The 18,268-nt window shown below is 71.4% G+C and carries 20 protein-coding genes and 1 pseudogene; 11 read left to right on the plus strand and 10 right to left on the minus strand.

The features are described 5' to 3' along the window. Window positions 1-152: 152 nt before the first annotated feature. Window positions 153-629 (plus strand): hypothetical protein, encoded by a 477-nt coding sequence (locus tag Asi03nite_RS20200; protein WP_203681905.1) that lies wholly within the window; start codon window positions 153-155, stop codon window positions 627-629. Window positions 630-1,082: 453 nt separating this feature from the next. Here Asi03nite_RS20200 and Asi03nite_RS20205 read toward each other — a convergent pair whose 3' ends face one another. From Asi03nite_RS20205 to Asi03nite_RS20235, 7 genes and pseudogenes are all read right to left on the minus strand, one after another. Continuing rightward, on the minus strand, window positions 1,083-1,373 hold the full coding sequence (locus Asi03nite_RS20205) for a type II toxin-antitoxin system RelE family toxin (protein WP_203681907.1): 291 nt from the start codon (window positions 1,371-1,373) through the stop codon (window positions 1,083-1,085). Continuing rightward, a complete protein-coding gene (locus Asi03nite_RS20210; RefSeq protein WP_203681909.1) occupies window positions 1,370-1,654 on the minus strand; it encodes a type II toxin-antitoxin system Phd/YefM family antitoxin in 285 nt (94 codons plus the stop codon). The genes Asi03nite_RS20205 and Asi03nite_RS20210 overlap by 4 nt, the downstream gene beginning before the upstream one ends. 97 nt (window positions 1,655-1,751) lie before the next feature. Continuing rightward, window positions 1,752-1,829 (minus strand): annotated as a pseudogene (locus Asi03nite_RS20215) (peptide-methionine (S)-S-oxide reductase MsrA); the annotation flags it as partial. A gap of 47 nt (window positions 1,830-1,876) precedes the next feature. Beyond that, window positions 1,877-2,188 (minus strand): type II toxin-antitoxin system PemK/MazF family toxin, encoded by a 312-nt coding sequence (locus Asi03nite_RS20220; RefSeq protein WP_275409481.1) that lies wholly within the window; start codon window positions 2,186-2,188, stop codon window positions 1,877-1,879. Next, the gene (locus tag Asi03nite_RS20225) at window positions 2,178-2,408 is read right to left on the minus strand and encodes a hypothetical protein (protein WP_203681911.1); all 231 of its coding nucleotides are present in this window, start codon (window positions 2,406-2,408) and stop codon (window positions 2,178-2,180) included. Before Asi03nite_RS20225 ends, Asi03nite_RS20220 begins: the two co-directional genes overlap by 11 nt. A gap of 64 nt (window positions 2,409-2,472) precedes the next feature. Then, window positions 2,473-3,132 (minus strand): peptide-methionine (S)-S-oxide reductase MsrA, encoded by a 660-nt coding sequence (gene msrA, locus Asi03nite_RS20230; protein ID WP_203681913.1) that lies wholly within the window; start codon window positions 3,130-3,132, stop codon window positions 2,473-2,475. A 2-nt stretch (window positions 3,133-3,134) separates the two neighbouring features. Beyond that, window positions 3,135-3,581, minus strand: coding sequence for an HIT family protein (locus tag Asi03nite_RS20235; protein WP_203681915.1), 447 nt, complete (start codon window positions 3,579-3,581; stop codon window positions 3,135-3,137). A gap of 24 nt (window positions 3,582-3,605) precedes the next feature. Here Asi03nite_RS20235 and Asi03nite_RS20240 point away from each other — a divergent pair, with 24 nt between their 5' ends. The 4 genes from Asi03nite_RS20240 (at window position 3,606) to Asi03nite_RS20255 (ending at window position 8,911) form a co-directional block, all read left to right on the plus strand. Beyond that, entirely contained in the window at window positions 3,606-4,757 is a 1,152-nt protein-coding gene (locus Asi03nite_RS20240) for a cystathionine gamma-synthase (protein WP_203681917.1), read from the plus strand. Between the two features lie 26 nt (window positions 4,758-4,783). Beyond that, a complete protein-coding gene (locus Asi03nite_RS20245; RefSeq protein ID WP_203681919.1) occupies window positions 4,784-6,142 on the plus strand; it encodes an amidase in 1,359 nt (452 codons plus the stop codon). A 236-nt stretch (window positions 6,143-6,378) separates the two neighbouring features. Continuing rightward, window positions 6,379-7,608, plus strand: a complete 1,230-nt coding sequence (ilvA, locus tag Asi03nite_RS20250; protein WP_203681921.1) for a threonine ammonia-lyase — start codon at window positions 6,379-6,381, stop codon at window positions 7,606-7,608. A 64-nt stretch (window positions 7,609-7,672) separates the two neighbouring features. Continuing rightward, a complete protein-coding gene (locus Asi03nite_RS20255) occupies window positions 7,673-8,911 on the plus strand; it encodes a M48 family metalloprotease (RefSeq protein WP_239102800.1) in 1,239 nt (412 codons plus the stop codon). Between the two features lie 5 nt (window positions 8,912-8,916). Here Asi03nite_RS20255 and greA read toward each other — a convergent pair whose 3' ends face one another. Further along, window positions 8,917-9,411 carry a transcription elongation factor GreA gene (greA, locus tag Asi03nite_RS20260; RefSeq protein ID WP_203681923.1) on the minus strand — a complete coding sequence of 165 codons (495 nt, stop codon included), beginning with the start codon at window positions 9,409-9,411 and terminating at the stop codon, window positions 8,917-8,919. Between the two features lie 138 nt (window positions 9,412-9,549). Next, window positions 9,550-10,029 carry a DUF4307 domain-containing protein gene (locus tag Asi03nite_RS20265; RefSeq protein WP_203681925.1) on the minus strand — a complete coding sequence of 160 codons (480 nt, stop codon included), beginning with the start codon at window positions 10,027-10,029 and terminating at the stop codon, window positions 9,550-9,552. 55 nt (window positions 10,030-10,084) lie between these two features. Here Asi03nite_RS20265 and mca point away from each other — a divergent pair, with 55 nt between their 5' ends. The 4 genes from mca (at window position 10,085) to Asi03nite_RS20285 (ending at window position 16,295) form a co-directional block, all read left to right on the plus strand. Beyond that, window positions 10,085-10,966 (plus strand): mycothiol conjugate amidase Mca, encoded by an 882-nt coding sequence (gene mca, locus Asi03nite_RS20270; RefSeq protein ID WP_203681926.1) that lies wholly within the window; start codon window positions 10,085-10,087, stop codon window positions 10,964-10,966. Window positions 10,967-10,983: 17 nt separating this feature from the next. Continuing rightward, window positions 10,984-11,334 carry a hypothetical protein gene (locus Asi03nite_RS20275; protein ID WP_203681928.1) on the plus strand — a complete coding sequence of 117 codons (351 nt, stop codon included), beginning with the start codon at window positions 10,984-10,986 and terminating at the stop codon, window positions 11,332-11,334. Between the two features lie 237 nt (window positions 11,335-11,571). Continuing rightward, the gene (locus tag Asi03nite_RS20280) at window positions 11,572-14,064 is read left to right on the plus strand and encodes a putative bifunctional diguanylate cyclase/phosphodiesterase (RefSeq protein WP_203681930.1); all 2,493 of its coding nucleotides are present in this window, start codon (window positions 11,572-11,574) and stop codon (window positions 14,062-14,064) included. Between the two features lie 239 nt (window positions 14,065-14,303). Beyond that, on the plus strand, window positions 14,304-16,295 hold the full coding sequence (locus Asi03nite_RS20285; RefSeq protein WP_203681932.1) for a thioredoxin domain-containing protein: 1,992 nt from the start codon (window positions 14,304-14,306) through the stop codon (window positions 16,293-16,295). Here Asi03nite_RS20285 and Asi03nite_RS20290 read toward each other — a convergent pair. Further along, entirely contained in the window at window positions 16,285-16,470 is a 186-nt protein-coding gene (locus Asi03nite_RS20290; RefSeq protein ID WP_203681933.1) for a hypothetical protein, read from the minus strand. The genes Asi03nite_RS20285 and Asi03nite_RS20290 overlap by 11 nt on opposite strands. Window positions 16,471-16,537: 67 nt before the next feature. Between Asi03nite_RS20290 and Asi03nite_RS20295 the strand changes: the two genes are divergently transcribed. Both Asi03nite_RS20295 and purE read left to right on the plus strand, forming a co-directional pair. Further along, a complete protein-coding gene (locus Asi03nite_RS20295) occupies window positions 16,538-17,680 on the plus strand; it encodes a 5-(carboxyamino)imidazole ribonucleotide synthase (RefSeq protein ID WP_203681935.1) in 1,143 nt (380 codons plus the stop codon). After that, window positions 17,680-18,177, plus strand: a complete 498-nt coding sequence (purE, locus tag Asi03nite_RS20300) for a 5-(carboxyamino)imidazole ribonucleotide mutase (RefSeq protein WP_203681937.1) — start codon at window positions 17,680-17,682, stop codon at window positions 18,175-18,177. The genes Asi03nite_RS20295 and purE overlap by 1 nt, the downstream gene beginning before the upstream one ends. Window positions 18,178-18,268 lie beyond the last annotated feature (91 nt).

The following is an 18,268-nucleotide window of genomic DNA, read 5'->3' on the forward strand; positions in this document are numbered from 1 at the left end:
GTGCGGGGATCCGTGCGGGGAAACCGGGCGGGTGGAAAGCGCGGTTCGCCACGTCCGAGGCCGCCAAGGTGCTGCTGTGCTGGGCGCCGATCGGTCCGAGCCCCTGGCTACCCGCCTTGCCAGGAGTTCTGAAAAAGTTCAGAATTGGCGTTGTGGATGTCAAGGAAGTGCAGTGGAGCGAGTTGCAGCGTGACCCGAAGAGCGTCGCAGCGCTGGCCGATGCCGGTGACGTGCGTGTGCGCCGCAGGGATGGCGCCGACCTGCTGTTGACCCGGGAAGATCGGATAGCAACATCCGGCGAAGGAGCCATCGCCACCGTGCGGGCGCTTCGCAACCTTCTGGCGCACGTTCCTGTCGAGACGGCCGCGGCAGCGCTGAGCGAAGAGTTTCCCTGGCTCGGGCTACTGCCGTCCGACGCGGTCGCCCAGTTCGTCGCCGAATTCATCAAGGCGGCCAGGATATCGGCTGAATTGGGGCAATGGTCGGTGCTGGCCGAGATGCTGCGTGGGTGGAAGTCGACGGCAATGGTCTATGCCGATCCGGATCTTCTACGCCAGCTGAGCGGCCCGTTGAACGAGAACCTGGGACCGGTGCCCGCTCCCGTGGATGGTGACGCTGATGCCTGCTAAGCGAGGCGATCGGGTCGCACCGCCGGGGAAACCGGGCGGGTGGGAGGCGCGGTTCGCCACGTCCGAGGCCGCCAAGGGGTGGGAGCATCTGTGCCAGACGGCCCGGTCGAACACCTGGGAGGCGTGGATCGTTCTCGCCGGACGACCTACCGCGCCGACAAATCCGGCGCGGCAGCATCGACTCCACGGTCCCTTGGCGCATCGCGGGATCGGTGGCAAACGCCTCGACCAATGGCAATACGAGGTGACGGCCGGCGGCCGAATCTGGCACTGCCCGGACGCGGACCGCCGGATCGTCTCAGTTGGTCCGTCACACCCGAAGCTGACCGAGTGATCAGCCGTCGGCCTTGGCCACGCCGATCGGGCAGGACCGGCCGTTCAAGCCGTGGTTGCAGTAGCCGTTCGGGTTCTTGGACCCTCGCGAACAGGGATGTACTGATTCGCGCCTTTGAGTCAACGCGACCGGTAGGCGTCGGCGCGGTGCTCGATTGCCGTTACGGTCACGACGCGGTCGTCTTCATTGATTTCGTAGAGGACGCGATACGTGCCCCGTCTGGCCGACCAAGTCCCCTCGAACGGCGGTAGAAGCAGTCGTCTGCCGACGCGATGCGGGTTGTCGAGGAGGTAGGTGGTGATGAACTCGTAGACCGCTGCGGCGATTTTTTGTGGCAGCCGTCCGGCCAAGGCGCGTGCGGCCGGGCCGGCGACCTGAAGTCGGTAGCGGTCGGGGGCAGCGCCAGTCATCGTGCCCGCTTCGACCGCTTTGCCATCAACGCCGCGAGTTCATCGGCGTCGAGGACGTCACCGGCCTCGACCGCCGCCTTGGATTCGGCAAGTTGCCGCATGGCCTCGGCGCTGGACAGGACTTCCAGAGTCTCTTCCAGCGCCGCGAGATCGTCGGCGGAGATGAGCACCGCGGCGGCGTGGCCGTGCTTGGTGATCTCTATCCGCTCGTGGGTCGAGGTCACCTCGTCGATGAGTTCCGAGAGACGGTTGCGAGCGTCGGTGAACGGCACGGCAGTCATGCTCGAAGTATAGGCACTAACTGGCGCGAAGTCTGTACAAAATTTGAAGGGCTCGGCGCCACGGGCCACCGGGCCGTAAGCCCGGTGACCTGTGGTTCTAGTCCGTCTTGGCCACGCCAATGGGACAACTCAGGCCGTTGGGGCCGTGGTTGCAATACCCGTTCGGGTTCTTGGACTCTGGCGAACGGTGTGGTGCTACGGATGGCGGCCCGGCGCGCGGTGTTAGAGATGAAGGACGAGGCGCAGCGCGTCTTCGAGTGCCGACATCTCCTGGTGTGAAAGGTGACCGACGAGTCGGCCGAGTCGTTCGGGCTGAATGGCCGCTGTCTGTTCGGCGAGCACATACGTGTTCTTGCCTTGAATCTCGATCTCCGGCCGGAAGCTGGTCGGCCGTGCGCTGGTGGAGGTCGGCGCGACGAGCCACGTTGACAGCGGTAGCAGATCGGACTGGACTACGACGGCGTATCGATTGCCGCGCTGTTCGTGGCCGCGCGCGTCCCGGGGTGCCTTGAGTTCGTAGACGTCACCACGCACGAAGCGTCTCCATGTCCGCCAAAACCGCGCGCGCCTCGGCGACATCATCGGCATCGGCAGCGACGGCCTCCGCCTCGGCACGGATCTGTTCCTCACGGCGGGCGCGCCAGGCGGCAAGGATCGCATCCCGGATGACCTGTGAGCGGTCGCGGTCGCCGGACACCAGTTCGGCCAGCGCCTGATCAACGTCGTCGTCTGCGCGGAATGTAATCGTGGACATAAGACAAACTGTAATACGCAGGAGCGGCCACCGTCCAGGTGGCGATGGCCGCTCGTTGAAAGGATCAGGCAGTCTTCGCGACCCCAGTGGGACAAGTCAGGCCATTAGGGCCGTGGTTGCAATACCCGTTGGGGTTCTTGGTCGGGGCCAGGTACTGCTGGTGGTAGTCCTCGGCGTAGTAGTACTCGCCGAGCGGCTTGATCTCGGTGGTGATCTGGCCGAGCCCGGCCCTGGTAACCACCGGCTGGAACGCCTCCAGCGACGCCCGCGCGGCCTCGGCCTGCGCCTCGGTGGTGGTGTAGATCACCGACCGGTACTGGGTGCCGACGTCGTTGCCCTGGCGCATGCCCTGGGTCGGGTCGTGGTTCTCCCAGAACGTCTTCAGCAGCTGCTCGTAGCCGATCTTGCCGGGGTCGTAGACCACCTGGACCACCTCGCTGTGGCCGGTCGTGCCGGAGCAGACCTCCTCGTAGGTCGGGTTGGCGGTGAACCCGCCGGCGTACCCGGCAGAGGTGGACCAGACGCCCGGCAGCTGCCAGAAGATCCGCTCGACGCCCCAGAAACAGCCCATTCCGAAGACGGCGACCTCGAGGCCGGTCGGCCACGGGCCCTCCAGCGGAGTGCCGAGGACCTCGTGCTTGTCGGCGACCGGCATCGAGATCAGCCGGCCCGGCAGGGCGGTGTCGGCGGTGGGCAGGTCAAGCTTCTTGTGCCGCAGGAACACGGTCACTCCCTTCGTCCGCTCTCTGTAACGCCGACGCGGCGGTATTCCTTACCGATGCGCTCGGCGAATTCGGTGGCCTCGTCGTCGCCGGCGTACTTGTGCCGGGGCCAGAAGAATCCGCGCAGGCCGTCGCCCTTGGTCCGGGGGACGACGTGGGTGTGCAGGTGCGGGACGGACTGGGAGACGAGGTTGTTCACCGCCACGAAGGTGCCGGTGGAGCCGAGCGCGGTGGGCACGGCCCGGGCGATCCGCTGAACGAGTCCGAAATACCCGGGCATGTCGGCCGGGGGCAGGTCGATCAGCTGGACGACGTGCGGGCGCGGAACGACCAGAACGTGCCCCTTGAAGACCGGCCTGCTATCAAGGAACGCCACACCCTCGTCCTCGTCGGTGATCTTGAATGCGGGGATGGTTCCCGCCACGATCCCGCAGAACACGCAGTCGGCCACAAGGTGAGACTAGCGTTGCGCTACATGACGACCGACGATTACGGGTTCGACACTCTCGCCATCCACGCGGGTCAAGATCCCGACCCCCGCACCGGCGCGGTGGTTCCACCCATCTATCAGACCAGTACCTACGCGCAGGACGCGGTCGGCGCCCCGCGGCTCGGCTACGAGTACAGCCGGTCCGGCAACCCGACCCGGGACGCGCTGCAGGAGTGCCTCGCCGCGATCGAGGGCGGCCGGCGCGGGCTGGCCTTCGCCAGCGGCCTCGCGGCCGAGGACACGCTTCTGCGTACGGTCTGCCGGCCCGGCGACCACGTGGTCATCCCGAACGACGCGTACGGCGGCACCTACCGGCTCTTCGCCAAGGTCGCCGAGCGCTGGGGTCTGGACTGGACCGCCGCCCCGCTCGACGACCTGGACGCGGTGCGCGCCGCGTTCCGCCCGGGCCACACCCGGCTGATCTGGGCCGAGACGCCCACCAACCCGGTGCTCAACATCGCCGACGTGAGCGCGCTGGCCGGGCTCGCCCACGAATACGACGCGCTGCTCGCCGTGGACAACACGTTCGCCTCGCCGTACCTGCAGCAGCCGCTCGCCCTCGGCGCCGACGTGGTGATCCACTCCACCACCAAGTACCTGGGCGGGCACTCCGACGTGGTCGGCGGCGGCCTGGTGGTCTCGGACGCCGGGCTCGGTGACGAGCTGGCGTTCCACCAGAACGCGATGGGCGCGGTCAACGGTCCCTTCGACGCGTGGCTGACCCTGCGGGGGATCAAGACCCTGGGGGTACGGATGGACCGGCACTGCGACAACGCGGAGCGGATCGTCGGCTACCTGAGCGAGCACGAGATGGTGGCCCAGGTGCTCTACCCGGGGCTGGACACCCACCCCGGCCACGAGACGGCGGCCAAGCAGATGCGCCGCTTCGGCGGGATGGTCTCGTTCCGCGCGGCCGGCGGGCCGGAGCAGGCGGTCGAGATCTGCAACCGGGCGAAGCTCTTCGTGCTGGCCGAGTCGCTGGGTGGAGTGGAGTCGCTGATCGAGCACCCGGGCCAGATGACACATCTGTCGGCTGCGGGCTCAGCGCTTGAAGTTCCCGCCGATCTCGTGCGACTGTCTGTCGGCATCGAAACCGTTGACGATCTGCTCGCCGACCTCGAGCAGGCGCTCGGCTAACGCATTCAAAGCGGGAGACTCTGCGCATGGACACGACGACCTGGGTGGGCGCCACCGCGAAGCAGATCGCCCGGGCGGTGCGGCGCGGGGACACCAACGCCACCCAGGTCGTGGCCGACCACCTGGAACAGATCGCCATCTCCGACCCGGCGCTCGGCGCGTTCCGGGTGGTCCGCGGCGGTGAGGCGATCACCGAGGCGGAGAAGGTCGACGACCAGGAGGATCTCGCCAATCTCCCGCTCGCCGGGGTGCCGGTGGCGGTCAAGGAGAACACCGCTGTCGCCGGCCTGCCCACCTGGCACGGCTCGGCGGCGGCCCGCACCCGCGAGGTGGCCGAGGAGGACCACGAGGTGGTCCGGCGGCTGCGCGGGGCGGGCGCGGTGGTCGTCGGCGTCACCAAGATGCCCGAGATGGGCCTCTGGGCGACCACCGACGACGAGGACGGGCCGGCTCGCAACCCGTGGGACCTCGACCGTACGCCCGGCGGCTCCTCCGGTGGCTCGGCCGCCGCGGTGGCGGCCGGGCTGGTCCCGATCGCGCAGGGCAACGACGGTCTCGGCTCGATCCGGATCCCGGCGGCCTGCTGCGGGCTGGTCGGGCTCAAGCCGGGCCGCGGCGTGGTGCCTGTCGACTTCGGCGACAAGGACTGGTTCGGCCTGGTGGAGAACGGGGTGCTGACCACCACGGTGGCGGACGCTGCGCTGGGCTTCAGCGTGCTGTCCGGGCAGGCGTCGGTGAAGCTGGTGGAGCCGTCGAAGCTGCGGGTCGGGGTGTCGCTGCGCTCGCCGGTGGCCGGGGTCAAGCCGGACGAGGCGAACGTCTCGGCGGTCACCAGAGCGTCGAAGCTGCTGGTCGACGCCGGGCACGACACCGTGGGCGCGGATCCCACCTATCCGAGCGCCGTCGCGCTCGGGGTGCTGGCCACCTGGTTCGCCGGGGCGTACCGGAACTCGGCGGGTCTTGATCTTCGTGCTCTGCAGCCGCGCACCCGGCGGCACATCAAGCTCGGCCGGGCGGCGACGCGGGCCGGGCTGGTCCGGGAGTCGCAGCGGGCGGCCTGGCGGGAGCGGTCCATCCGGTTCTTCGCCGACCGCGGGGTGGACGTGCTGCTCACCCCGGCGCTGGCCACCGCGCCGCCGTCGGCGCTCTCCTTCTCGTCGCTGTCCTGGGTGCGGAACATGCATGCCAACACGAGGTACGCGCCGTATCAGGCGCCGTGGAACTTCGCCGGGCTGCCGGCCATCGTGGTGCCGGTGGGCTTCCGTCCGGACGGGTTGCCGCTGGCGGTGCAGCTGGTCGGGCCGCCCGACTCGGAGCTGTTGCTGCTCTCCCTGGCCGGGCAGTTCGAGATGCGGAACCCCTGGCAGCGTCACGCCCTCGTCTGACCCCGCGGCGCGCTCCCGGCTGGTCCCAGGGGTGTCCCAAGAGCGGTGAGGCGGCCCTGGGGGCCGACCGCGCCCACCCGGCTGGTCGCTGCGGCGTGTCCGGGAGGGGTGAGGCGCTGCTGATGTCCGGCGGCGGCTACCTGGCCGGCGTTCCCGGGCGTGTCGAGCGAGGCGCGCGACACCCCCGGAGAGCCGCCCGGCGACCCGCCGCCGGGCGGGTGGCACGATAGGTGACCATGACCGACCTGCTCTCCCTGGCCGACATCGAAGCGGCCCGGGACCTGCTCGGCGGGGTCGTGAAGACCACGCCGCTGGTGATCTCCCGGCCGCTCACCGAGATCACCGGTGTGCCGGTCTGGCTCAAGTGCGAGAACCAGCAGCGGGCCGGGTCGTACAAGGTGCGCGGGGCGTACACCCGGATCGCCCGCCTCTCCGCGGCGGACCGCGCCCGCGGCGTGGTCGCGGCCAGCGCCGGCAACCACGCCCAGGGCGTCGCGCTCGCCGCCGGGCTGCTGGGCATCCACGCCACCGTCTTCATGCCGGAGGGCGCGCCGCTGCCCAAGGTCACCGCGACCAAGGGGTACGGCGCCGTCGTCGAGTACGCCGGCGCCAGCGTCGACGACGCGCTCGTCGCGGCGCACGAGTTCGCCCGCCGGACCGGCGCGGTGCTGATCCACCCGTTCGACCACCCGGACGTGATCGCCGGGCAGGGCACGCTCGCGCTGGAGATCCTGGAGCAGTGCCCGGAAGCCGGCACGATCATCACCGCGGTCGGCGGGGGCGGGCTGGTCTCCGGCCTGGCGGTCGCGGCCAAGGCGCTGCGGCCCGATCTGCGCGTGATCGGGGTGCAGGCGAGCGGCGCGGCCGCGTTCCCACCCTCACTGGCCGCCGGCTCCCCGCAGAAGCTCGACACGTGCGTCACGATCGCCGACGGCATCGCCGTGCTGCGGCCCGGCGACCTGACCTTCGCGCACGTCGCCAAGCTGGTCGACGACGTCGTCACGGTCACCGACGAGGACCTGTCGGCGGCGCTGCTGGTGCTGCTGGAGCGGCACAAGATGGTGGTCGAGCCGGCCGGCGCCGCCGGGGTGGCCGCCCTGCTCACCGGCGCGTACCAGCCGCCGCGCGACGGCCGCCCGGTGGTGGCGGTCCTGTCCGGCGGCAACATCGACCCGATGCTGCTGCTCCGGGTGATCGAGCACGGTCTCGCCTCGGCCGGCCGCTTCCTGCGCCTGGCGGTGCGCTGCCCGGACCGGCCGGGCGAGCTCGCCCGGCTGCTGGGCCAGATCGCCGAGCAGCGGGCCAACGTGGTGGACGTGGAGCACAGCCGGCAGAGCCCGCGGCTGAGTTTCGGCGAGGCGGAAGTGGCGCTGTCGGTGGAGACGCGCGGCCCGGCCCACTCGTCGGCGCTGATCGGCGCCCTGCGCGAGGCCGGTTACCGGGTGTCCCTGCTGACCGGCGTCTGACCCCGCCGGCCGCCGCCGGTTTCTTCCTTGCCGGGGCCGGCGCCGTCCGGCATGATCATGACCCGTGTCGGCGGGGGACAGCTGCCCGAGGTGTGCGGCGGAGACGATCAGCAAGCGTTCGGCCGAGCCGTGGTGCCCGGCCTGCGAGTGGAGCCTGGACCGCTTCGATCCGGAGCAGCGAAGCCCTGAGCTGGGCTGGCGCTGGGTGGACCGGCGACTGTTCCGGACCGCATTCTGGCTGACCGAGCGGCAGTTCGCCGAGCTGAAGGGCGCGCCGGAGATCGGCCGCGGGACGTCGGCGGCCCGGATCGTCACGGTGGCCGTGTCGGTGCTGCTGCTGGCCGCTGTGGCCGCGCTGCTGGCGACCGGGATCTGGCTGCTCACCTACGACTTCTTCAGCCCCGTCAACCTGCTCGGAGCGCTGCTGGTGCTGATCGCGGTGGCGCTGCGGCCCCGGCTGGGCCGGCTCCCCGAGGACGCCCACGAACTGGACCGGGCCACCGCGCCGACACTGTTCGCGCTGATCGAGCGGGTCGCCGGGACGGTCGGCGCGCCGATGCCGGACGTGGTGCTGCTGATCGCCGACCGCAACGCCTTCACCATCACGATCGGGCTGCGCCGTCGGCGGGTGCTCGCGCTCGGCGCCCCGCTGTGGAGCGTGCTGGACCCGCAGGAGCGGGTCGCGTTGCTCGGACACGAGCTGGGTCACTTCGTGAACGGCGACGTCCGGCGGGGACTGGTCACCCAGGCGGCGGAGACCACGCTGGGACAGGTGGCGCACCTGTTGCGGCCGGCGAAGCGGGGGAGCGGCGTGGTGGAGACGGCGGTGGAGCTCCTGGCTCGGGCCGCGGCCCGGTTCTTCCTGCTGCTGCACCTGGTGCTGGTGTGGATCAGCATGCGGGACTCGCAGCGGGCCGAGTACCTGGCGGACGAGATGGCGGCGCGCGCCGGTGGCAGCGATGCGGCGATCCGGCTGCTGGACCAGTTGCTGTTCGGCGACGCGATCGACACCGTGGTGCGGCGGGAGGCGCGGGCCGGCCACAGCGCGGCGGCCTGGCGGGCGGCGGCGGATCAGGCACGGAACCAGCTGTCCGTGGACGTCGTGGCATACCGGCAGCTCAGCCGTCGTACCGAAGTGTCGCTTTTCGCTTCTCACCCGCCGTGCGGGTCGCGGGCCGGGCTGATCGCCGCGCGAGCGGGGCGGCCGGCGGCGGTCCAGGTGACCGGCGCCGATTTGGACCGGATGGACGAGGAGCTCACGGCGCACTACGAGCGAGTGCGCCGCGAGCTCGCCGCGGCCTGAGAGGGTCAGCCCTCGAAGGCGCCGAACTTGACCACCGTGACCTTGATGTCGGCGCCGCTGGGCGCCGTGTAGGTCACGGTCTGGCCGGGACGCGCGCCGAGGATCGCCGTGCCGAGCGCCGACTCCGGCGAGTACACCGTGAGGTCGGTGGTCGAGGAGATCTCGCGCGAGCCGAGCAGGAAGGTCTCGGTGTCGTCCTGGTCGTCGTCGAAGTAGATAGTCACGACCGAGCCGGGCACCACCGTGTCGGCGGCCTTGACCTCGCCGACCTCGGCGTTGCGCAGGAACTCCTTCAAGTACAGGATGCGGCCCTCCTGGCGGCTCTGCTCTTCACGAGCCGCGTGGTAGCCGCCGTTCTCCCGGAGGTCACCCTCCTCGCGCCGCGCGTTGATCTCGGCGGCTATCGCCGGGCGGGCTGCGATCAACTCGTCGAGCTCGGCCTGCAGCCGGTCGTAAGCGTCCTGGGAGAGCCAGGTCTTCGGCGCCTCGGAACTGGACACGGTCGATCTCCTTGCTGGAACGGGAAGTGCCAAAGCGGGAACGGGCAGTTCACGATTTTGAGTGCGTCATGAACGCAGCGAATCACCAACCTTACCAGCGGTACGCATTCCGCCGGATCGGTCGATCTCCCGACGGGGTCAGCCGACCGGGCGGCAGCTCATCACGTCACCCACCGAGCCACGGGCGGTGGTCGGCACCGTCTCGCTGACCACGACCTCGCCGCCACCCGCTCGCGCCGGCACGGTGACGGTGCGAGTGCCCAGCTCGTAGCCCTGATAGTCGCGGGCCCGCAGCACGCACGAGGCGGTCTCGCCGGCCGGAACCCGGACACTGAATTTGATCACCATCTCGGCGTCGGTGGGCTCGTTCCAGCCGATGATCTCCGGGTGGTAATCCGTTTGCCCGAATTTCTGGTAATAGGCCCAGGCCACGCCGAGGGCGGCGATCCCGAACACGACGGCGGCCACGATGATCGGCAGCGTCCTGCGCCGACCGCCCTCCCGGCGCCGCCCGTACCGGCCGGGCGGGAAGACCGGGGCTGTGGCGCGCGTCTCGCTCACCTGAGGGCCTCTCGTGCGTTCGTTGACGGTGGGATCGGCCAGAATGGCAGAGTCCATCTTCGCAGCTGGTCCCGGCCCGCCGACGGCAGGCCTGGTCGAGAGGGTAATCAACGTGGCAGAGCAACTGCGTCTCATGACAGTGCACGCGCACCCGGACGACGAGTCCAGCAAGGGTGCCGCCACGATGGCGAAATACGTCGCCGAGGGCGCCAGGGTGCTCGTCGCCACGTGTACCGGCGGGGAGCGCGGCAGCGTGCTCAACCCGAAGATGGACCGGCCCGAGGTGCTGGCCGACATCACCAACATCCGCCGCAAGGAGATGGACCGGGCCCGCGAGATCCTCGGCGTGGAGCAGGCCTGGCTCGGCTTCGTCGACTCCGGGCTGCCCGAGGGCGATCCGCTGCCCCCGCTGCCGGAGGGCTGCTTCGGCCTGCAGGACCCGAAGGAGGCGGCCAAGCCGCTGATCAAGCTGATCCGCGAGTTCCGGCCGCACGTCATGACGACGTACGACGAGAACGGCGGCTACCCGCACCCCGACCACATCATGTGCCACAAGATCTCGGTGGTCGCCTTCGACCAGGCCGGGGACCCGGAGCTCTACCCGGAGCTGGGCGAGCCGTGGCAGCCCCTGAAGCTGTACTACAACTCCGGCTGGACCCGCGCCCGGATGCTCGCGCTGCACGAGGGGATGCTGGCGGCGGGCCTCGAGTCGCCGTACACGGAGTGGCTGGAGAAATGGTCGGACCGGCAGGACCGCGGTGACAAGATCACCACCCGGGTCGAGTGCGGGGAGTACTTCGAGGTGCGCGACGACGCCCTGCGCGCGCACGCCACCCAGGTCGACCCGGACGGGTTCTGGTTCCACATCCCGCTGGACATGCAGCAGAAGGTGTGGCCGACCGAGGACTTCGAGTTGGCGCGCTCGGTGGTGGACAGCCCGGTGCCGGAGTCCGACCTGTTCGCGGGCATCCGGGAGAAGGTCGAAGCCGCCTGAGCAGTATTCTGGAAGGCGTGGACATTATCGCGGTCAACAACTTCGGGGACACCCGTGACGGCGGCTTGGCCGGCCCCATGGGGCTGTTCCTGGTCGTGCTGATGTGCATTGCGACCGTGCTGCTGATCCGCAACATGAACAAGCGCATTCGTCGGCTTCCCGACAGTTTCGACGACGAGGCCGAGCGCGAACGTGTGGCGGAAATCGCGCGTCTCAATGCGGACCTTGAGCGCTCCGGCGGCGATGTCGCCGAGGGTGTCGAAGCGGATCGATCGGCCAAGACCGCCGGCGCCGCGGAAGACGAGGTGGCGGCGGTTCCCGAGGAGAAACACGAGTCCGCATCGGACTCCCGTCGCGCCACACCGTGATCATCCGGTGGCCCGCCGCGTCCGTCTTCCGGCCCGCGGCGGGTGGCGAGTGTGGTCACTCGCCCACCGTCAAGCCCTGTTGCGTTCATCGGGATTGATTTAGCCTTCCGCCGGGGGCCACACGGTTCCTGGACCCTGCGCGGAAGGGGGCGCCGAGATGCAGACTGTCCGGCGCCGACTCTCGATCCCGCATCTGCACGTGCATCGTCCCGTGCCCCTCTTCGCGGGGACGCGACGATGAGCGCTCCCCAGTGGGCCCACCGGCCGGCACGCGTGCTCACCGTCGCCGTGGTCGTCGCCGCGCTGGCCGCCGTCCTGCTCGGCGCCCTGCAGCCGGCCCGCCTGACGCCCGGCAGCCCGCTCTCGGCTGTCGACGGCGGTCTCGTGGCGGCCGTGCTGGCCGCCATCGCGCAACTGGCCGGCCTGCGCTTCCGGCTCGGCCCGGAAGCGGTGTCGGTGAGCTGGGCCGAAGCGGCAGTGGTGGTCGGCCTGGTGGTCTGCCCGGCCGGCTGGTTGCCGGCCGCCACCCTGGCCGGCATCGGCGCCGCCTGGCTGCTGCTGGCCTGGCTCACCGGGCTGCGCGACATCGCCGAGATCGTCCACCTGGTCGCCTCGATGACCCTGGGCGTGTCCGCGGCCGCCCTGGTCACCTCGGTGCTGGCCGGGGACGCCGGGGTGCGCAGCGGGCGGCTGGCGCTGGCCCTGGCCGCCGGCGCCGCGACGTACCTGCTGATCACGCTGGCGCTGGTGGTCCTCACCCTGACCCTGCAGCGCGACGCCTCGCCCGGCCAGATCGCCGCCAAGGTGCTCTACGCCAAGGTGCCGATGTCGGCCGGCAACGTGATCGTCGGCCTCTGCGCGGTGTTCGCGCTGGTCCGCGAGCCGCTCTGGCTGATCGCCTTCGGCCCGGTGCTCTGGCTGCTGCACCGGACCTACCGTTTCCACCTGCGCGCCGCCGAGCAGCGCCGGATGTGGGAGGCGTTCGCCACCGCCACCGCGCGGCTGCCCGGCACCACCGAGGCCGAGGTGGCCCGCGCCGGGCTGCGCGGGGCCCTGGACGTCTTCGGCGCCCGCCGGGCCGAGCTGGAGCTGCGCTCCGAGCGGGGCAGCCGCCGCTACAGCCAGGAGGGGCCGGGGCGGCACCCGGACGTGGGCCGCTCCGGCCCGGCGGTCACCCACAGCATGGCGGTGGCCGGCCGGCCGGTCGGCGAGCTGACCGTGTGGCTGGGCGAGCCGGCGCCGCCGGTGCCGCACGACGAGGCGGCGATCACGGCGTACGGTGACGCGCTGGCCGGGGCCCTGCACGACGCGGCCGCCCACCAGCGGATCGCCGAGCTGGATGCCCGGGTCGCCCACGACCGGGTGCACGACCCGCTGACCGGGCTGATCAACCGGTCCGCGCTGGTGACCGACGGCGACGTGGTGCTGCGCGCCGGGGAGCGCGGCCGCCCGGCCGCCCTGCTGCTGCTCGACGTCGTCCGCTTCCGGGACGTGAACAGCACGCTCGGGCACGGCGGCGGCGACGAGGTGCTGCGGGTGATCGCCGAGCGGCTCACCGGCCAGGCCCGCCCCGGCGAGCTGGTCGCCCGTACCGGCGACGACGAGTTCGCGCTGCTGCTGCCCGCCCTGACCGCGCTCGCCGACCCGGCGGGCTGGGCGCACGGCGCGCCGCACAACCTGTCCCAGGCGCTGCGCCGGGCCCGCGAGCTGGTCGAGCAGTTGCGGCTGCCGATGCAGGTGGCCGGCGTGCGGCTGGCCGTCGAGGTGACCGTCGGCGCGGTGGTCGCCCCGGCCGGGCACGTCGAGGTGAACGAGTTGCTGCGGCGAGCCGCCCTGGCCACCGGGCGGGCCAAGGAGCAGGGGCTGACCGTCGGGACGTACGACAGCGGCCAGGACGCCAGCAGCACCGACCAGTTGGCCCTGCTCGCCGAGCTGCAGGACGCGTTCGCCGCCGACGACCAGATCGTGCTGCACCTGCAGCCCGCCGTCGACCTGGTGACCGCCGAGCCGACCGGCTGCGAGGCGCTGGTCCGCTGGCGGCACCCGCGGCGCGGGCAGCTGTCGCCCGCCGAGTTCCTGCCCACGGTGGAGGGCAGCGAGCTGCTCATCCCGTTCACCCGCCGGGTGCTCGACCTGGCGCTGGCGGCCGCCGCGGACTGGACGGCGCACGGGATCGACGTACCGGTCTCGGTGAACGTCTCGGCCCGCAGCCTGACCGATCCCACCTTCCCGGCCCAGGTCACCGAGGCTCTCCGCCGGCACCGCACGCCGGCCTCCCGCCTGGTCCTGGAGATCACCGAGTCGGTCGCGGTCAGCGAGCAGGACATCGTCGACGAGGTGCTGGCCCGGCTGCGGGCCACCGGCGTGCAGATGTCGCTGGACGACTTCGGCACCGGTTTCTCCTCGCTCTCCTCGGTCACCCGCATCCCGGTCGACGAGATCAAGATCGACCGCTCGTTCGTCGACGAGATGATCGACAAGCCGGCCGCCGGCGCGGTGGTCCGCGGCGCCGTCGAGCTGGGCGCCCGCCTGGGCGTCCGGGTGGTCGCCGAGGGCATCGAGACGATCGAGCAGCGGGCGGCGCTGATCGCGCTCGGCTGCCCGTCCGCCCAGGGCTACCACTTCTGCAAGCCGATGCCCGCCGACAAGATCGTGCAGGCCCTCTCCCAGCTGCGGAGCAGCTCCTCGTCCGCCCCGATCACCCAGCTGCGCGCCGACGGCGCCTCCTGAGCCCCGCCCGGCCCCGCGGCGGAACGGACCCGACCCATCGGCGCCGGTCGTCTCGCGGGACCACGGCGTGCCGGCGGCCGGGAACCCGCGCATGACGTCCACCCGCGGGCGGACCTCGGCGGGTGAATGAACGCCGGCAAGCTGGGGATGCAGAAGCCGGTCCCATACGATCTCGTGTGTCAGACTCGTGTGTCACGGGACGATCCGGGACACACGAGTGCCAGGTCAGGAGTGCCAGGATGGCCAACCGCCTCGCGGGTGCGACGTCGCCCTACCTGCAGCAGCACCGGGACAACCCGGTCGACTGGTGGGAGTGGTCGGCCGAGGCGTTCGAGGAGGCGCGCCGGCGCGACGTGCCGGTGCTGATCTCGGTCGGTTACGCGGCCTGCCACTGGTGTCACGTGATGGCGCACGAGTCGTTCGAGGACGAGGACGTCGCCCGGCAGCTCAACGAGGGCTTCGTGGCGATCAAGGTGGACCGCGAGGAGCGGCCCGACGTGGACGCCGTCTACATGACCGCCACGCAGGCGATGACCGGGCAGGGCGGCTGGCCGATGACCGTTTTCGCCACCCCGGACGGCGATCCGTTCTTCTGCGGGACGTACTTTCCCCGGCAGAGCTTCACCCGGCTGCTCAGCTCGGTCACCACGGCGTGGCGCGACCAGCGGGACGCGGTGGTCAAGCAGGGCCAGGCGGTGGTGGAGGCGGTCGGCGGCGCCCAGATGGTCGGTGGGCCGGCCGCGGAGGTGTCCGCGGAGACGCTGACTGCCGCGGCGCGGGGTCTGGCCAAGGAGCACGACCACACGTACGGCGGTTTCGGCGGCGCCCCGAAGTTCCCGCCGCACATGGACCTGCTGTTCCTGCTCCGGCACCACGAGCGCACCGGTTCCGCGGAGGCCCTGGAGCTGGTCCGGCACACCGGCGAGCAGATGGCCCGCGGCGGCATCTACGACCAGCTGGCCGGCGGCTTCGCGCGGTACTCGGTGGACGCCCACTGGACCGTGCCGCACTTCGAGAAGATGCTCTACGACAACGCGCTGCTGCTGCGGGTCTACACCCAGCTCTGGCGGCTCACCGGGGACGTGCTGGCCCGCCGGATCGCCGACGAGACCGCCGCGTTCCTGCTGCGCGACCTGGCCACGCCGGCCGGTGGGCTGGCGTCGGCGCTGGACGCGGACACCGACGGCGTCGAGGGACTGACCTACGCGTGGACCCCGGACCAGCTCACCGAGGTGCTGGGCGCCGAGGACGGGCGGTGGGCCGCCGACCTGTTCCGGGTCACGCCGCGGGGCACGTTCGAGCACGGCACCAGCGTGCTGGTGCTGGGCCGCGACATCGACGCCGCGGACCCCGAGCTGGTGGCCCGCTGGCAGGACGTCCGCGCCCGACTGCTGGCCGCACGCTCGGCACGCCCGCAGCCGGCCCGCGACGACAAGGTGGTCGCGTCGTGGAACGGGCTGGCCGTCACGGCGCTGGCCGAGCACGGCGTACTGACCGGTTCTGATGCCTCTCGTGCCGCCGCTGCCGAGCTGGCCGGCGTGCTGGCCGACAGACATCTGGTGGACGGGCGGCTGCGGCGCGTCTCCCGGGACGGCCGGGCCGGCGAGCCGGCCGGGGTGCTGGAGGACTACGGCTGCGTCGCCGAGGCGTTCCTCGCCGTGCACCAGATCACCGCGGATCCGCGGTGGTCGCGGCTGGCGGGGGAGTTGCTGGATGTCGCGCTGGCCCGTTTCGGCACCGGGTCGGGCGGCTTCTACGACACCGCGGACGACGCCGAGAAGCTGCTCACCCGACCGGCCGACCCGACCGACAACGCCACGCCGTCCGGGCTGGCGGCGATCTGCGCGGCGCTGGTGTCGTACGCGGCGCTGACCGGTGCGACGGCGTACCGCGAGGCGGCGGACGCGGCCCTGGCCACGGTGGGCCCGCTGATCGGCGGGCATCCGCGCTTCGCCGGTTATTCGGCGACGGTCGCGGAGGCGGCGCTGAGCGGCCCCTACGAGATCGCCGTCGCCACGAACGACCTGTCCGATCCGCTGGTGACCGAGGCCTACCGCGAGGCGCCGGGCGGCACGGTGATCGTCGCCGGCGCTCCGGACCTGCCCGGTGTCCCGCTGCTGGCCGGCCGGCCGATGATCGACGGCAGGCCGACGGCGTACGTCTGCCGCGGTTTCGTCTGCGACCGCCCGGTCACCACCGCGCAGGACCTGATCGCCCGCCTCACCCGCTGATCAGTCCTCCACCGGGAGGGTTCGGCGTCCAGGAGCCGGCGCAACGGAACCGCGGAGAGCGTTCCCCCGTGCTTGTCTCGTGTCGGTGGCCGTGTTCGTCGGCCTCGATCATGGCGGCCAGGTCGTCGAGCGTGATGATCTCAGGCCCGAACCTGCCGATCACCTCTGCGCTCATGGGGCCATGCTATCGGCGCCGGGCTGATTTCCCGGAGCGGAAAACGCGTCGCTAGGCTGGGCGGGCGATGGATACCCGAACCGGTCTGCCCGTAGTCGGCATGGTGGGCGGAGGCCAGCTGGCCCGGATGACCCACCAGGCCGCGATCTCCCTCGGCCAGTCACTGCGTGTGCTCAGTGAGAAGCCTGATGACAGCGCCGCGCTCGTCGCGGCGGACGTGCCGATCGGGTCGCACACCGATCTCTCCGCACTGCGGGAGTTCGCGAAGGAGTGCGACGCGATCACCTTCGACCACGAGCATGTGCCCACCGGGCACATCGAGGCGCTCGAGGCCGAAGGTGTGAAGATCTTCCCTGGCTCGAAGGCGCTGGTCTTCGCGCAGGACAAGGGGCTGATGCGGGAGCGCCTGGCGGCGCTCGGGGCGCCGGTCCCGCGCTGGGCGCGGGTCAGCACGGCCGACGAGATCGAGACGTTCGCCGGCGGGTCCTGGCCGGTCGTGGCCAAGGCGACCCGCGGGGGGTACGACGGTCGCGGCGTGTGGATGGTCGGTTCCCGCGAGGCGGCCGAGGACCTGCTGTCGACAGGCGTCCAGCTGATCGTCGAGGAGAAGGTGCCGCTGCGGCGCGAGCTCGCGGCGCTCGTCGCCCGGTCCCCGTTCGGGCAGGTCGCGGCGTACCCGGTGGTGGAGACCGTGCAGCGGGACGGGATCTGCGTCGAGGTGATCGCGCCGGCGCCGGGGCTCGGCGAGGAGCGCGCGATCGCCGCCCAGCAGCTCGCCATCGACCTGGCCACCGAGCTGGGCGTGGTCGGCCTGCTGGCGGTGGAGCTGTTCGAGACCGAGGCCGGCATCGTGGTGAACGAGCTGGCGATGCGCCCGCACAACTCCGGGCACTGGACCATCGAGGGCGCCCGGACCTCGCAGTTCGAGCAGCACCTACGGGCCGTGCTGGACTATCCGATGGGCTCCACCGCGCTGGCCGCGCCGGTCGTCGTGATGGCGAACGTGCTGGGTGGCGAGCCCGGCGGGATCCCCCTCGACGAGCGGCTGCACCACCTGTTCGCCGAGATCCCGGACGCGCGGGTGCACCTCTACGGCAAGCAGGTCCGTCCAGGCCGCAAGATCGGGCACGTGACGGTGCTCGGCGACTCCCTCGACGAGGTGCGCGCGCGGGCCGTGCGCGCCGCCCAGTGGCTTCAGGAAGGCAAGTGATGGCACCCGTCGTCGGCATCATCATGGGCAGCGACTCGGACTGGCCGACCATGGAGGCGGCCGCCGAGGCGCTCGCCGAGTTCAAGGTGCCGTTCGAGGTCGGCGTGGTCTCCGCGCACCGCACCGTCCGCAAGATGGTGGACTACGCCGAGTCGGCGGCCGGTCGGGGCATCAAGGCGATCATCGCGGGGGCCGGCGGCGCCGCGCACCTGCCCGGCATGGTCGCCGCGCTCACCCCGCTGCCGGTGATCGGGGTCCCGGTGCCGCTCAAGCACCTGGACGGGATGGACTCGCTGCTCTCCATCGTGCAGATGCCGGCCGGCGTGCCGGTGGCCACCGTGTCGATCGGCGGGGCGCGCAACGCGGGGCTGCTCGCGGTGCGGATCCTCGGCGCGTCCGACGCGGGGCTGCGGCAGCGGATGTCGGACTTCCAGGCGGGGCTGGAGAAGCTGGTCGCGGAGAAGGACGCCGCCCTGCGGGACAAGCTGCTGGGCTGAGGATCAGAAACGCGATTCCGGCGTACGGCGTGAGCCCGCGCCCCGGCCCGCCGGCCGGGGACGCGGACTCACGCCGTACCTCCGAATCGTC

Source organism: Actinoplanes siamensis (genome assembly GCF_016862395.1).
In the GTDB taxonomy this organism is placed as follows: domain Bacteria; phylum Actinomycetota; class Actinomycetes; order Mycobacteriales; family Micromonosporaceae; genus Actinoplanes; species Actinoplanes siamensis.

Excerpts from the sequence above, each read along its gene's own strand:
- Asi03nite_RS20285 (WP_203681932.1), top strand. The coding sequence starts at position 14,304 with ATGGCCAACCGCCTCGCGGGTGCGACGTCGCCCTACCTGCAGCAGCAC.
- purE (WP_203681937.1), top strand. The coding sequence starts at position 17,680 with ATGGCACCCGTCGTCGGCATCATCATGGGCAGCGACTCGGACTGGCCG.
- Asi03nite_RS20210 (WP_203681909.1), bottom strand. The coding sequence starts at position 1,654 with ATGACTGCCGTGCCGTTCACCGACGCTCGCAACCGTCTCTCGGAACTC.
- Asi03nite_RS20290 (WP_203681933.1), bottom strand. The coding sequence starts at position 16,470 with ATGAGCGCAGAGGTGATCGGCAGGTTCGGGCCTGAGATCATCACGCTC.
- ilvA (WP_203681921.1), top strand. The coding sequence starts at position 6,379 with ATGACCGACCTGCTCTCCCTGGCCGACATCGAAGCGGCCCGGGACCTG.
- Asi03nite_RS20265 (WP_203681925.1), bottom strand. The coding sequence starts at position 10,029 with ATGGACTCTGCCATTCTGGCCGATCCCACCGTCAACGAACGCACGAGA.
- Asi03nite_RS20280 (WP_203681930.1), top strand. The coding sequence starts at position 11,572 with ATGAGCGCTCCCCAGTGGGCCCACCGGCCGGCACGCGTGCTCACCGTC.
- Asi03nite_RS20225 (WP_203681911.1), bottom strand. The coding sequence starts at position 2,408 with ATGTCCACGATTACATTCCGCGCAGACGACGACGTTGATCAGGCGCTG.
- Asi03nite_RS20245 (WP_203681919.1), top strand. The coding sequence starts at position 4,784 with ATGGACACGACGACCTGGGTGGGCGCCACCGCGAAGCAGATCGCCCGG.
- Asi03nite_RS20205 (WP_203681907.1), bottom strand. The coding sequence starts at position 1,373 with ATGACTGGCGCTGCCCCCGACCGCTACCGACTTCAGGTCGCCGGCCCG.
- Asi03nite_RS20295 (WP_203681935.1), top strand. The coding sequence starts at position 16,538 with ATGGATACCCGAACCGGTCTGCCCGTAGTCGGCATGGTGGGCGGAGGC.
- Asi03nite_RS20240 (WP_203681917.1), top strand. The coding sequence starts at position 3,606 with ATGACGACCGACGATTACGGGTTCGACACTCTCGCCATCCACGCGGGT.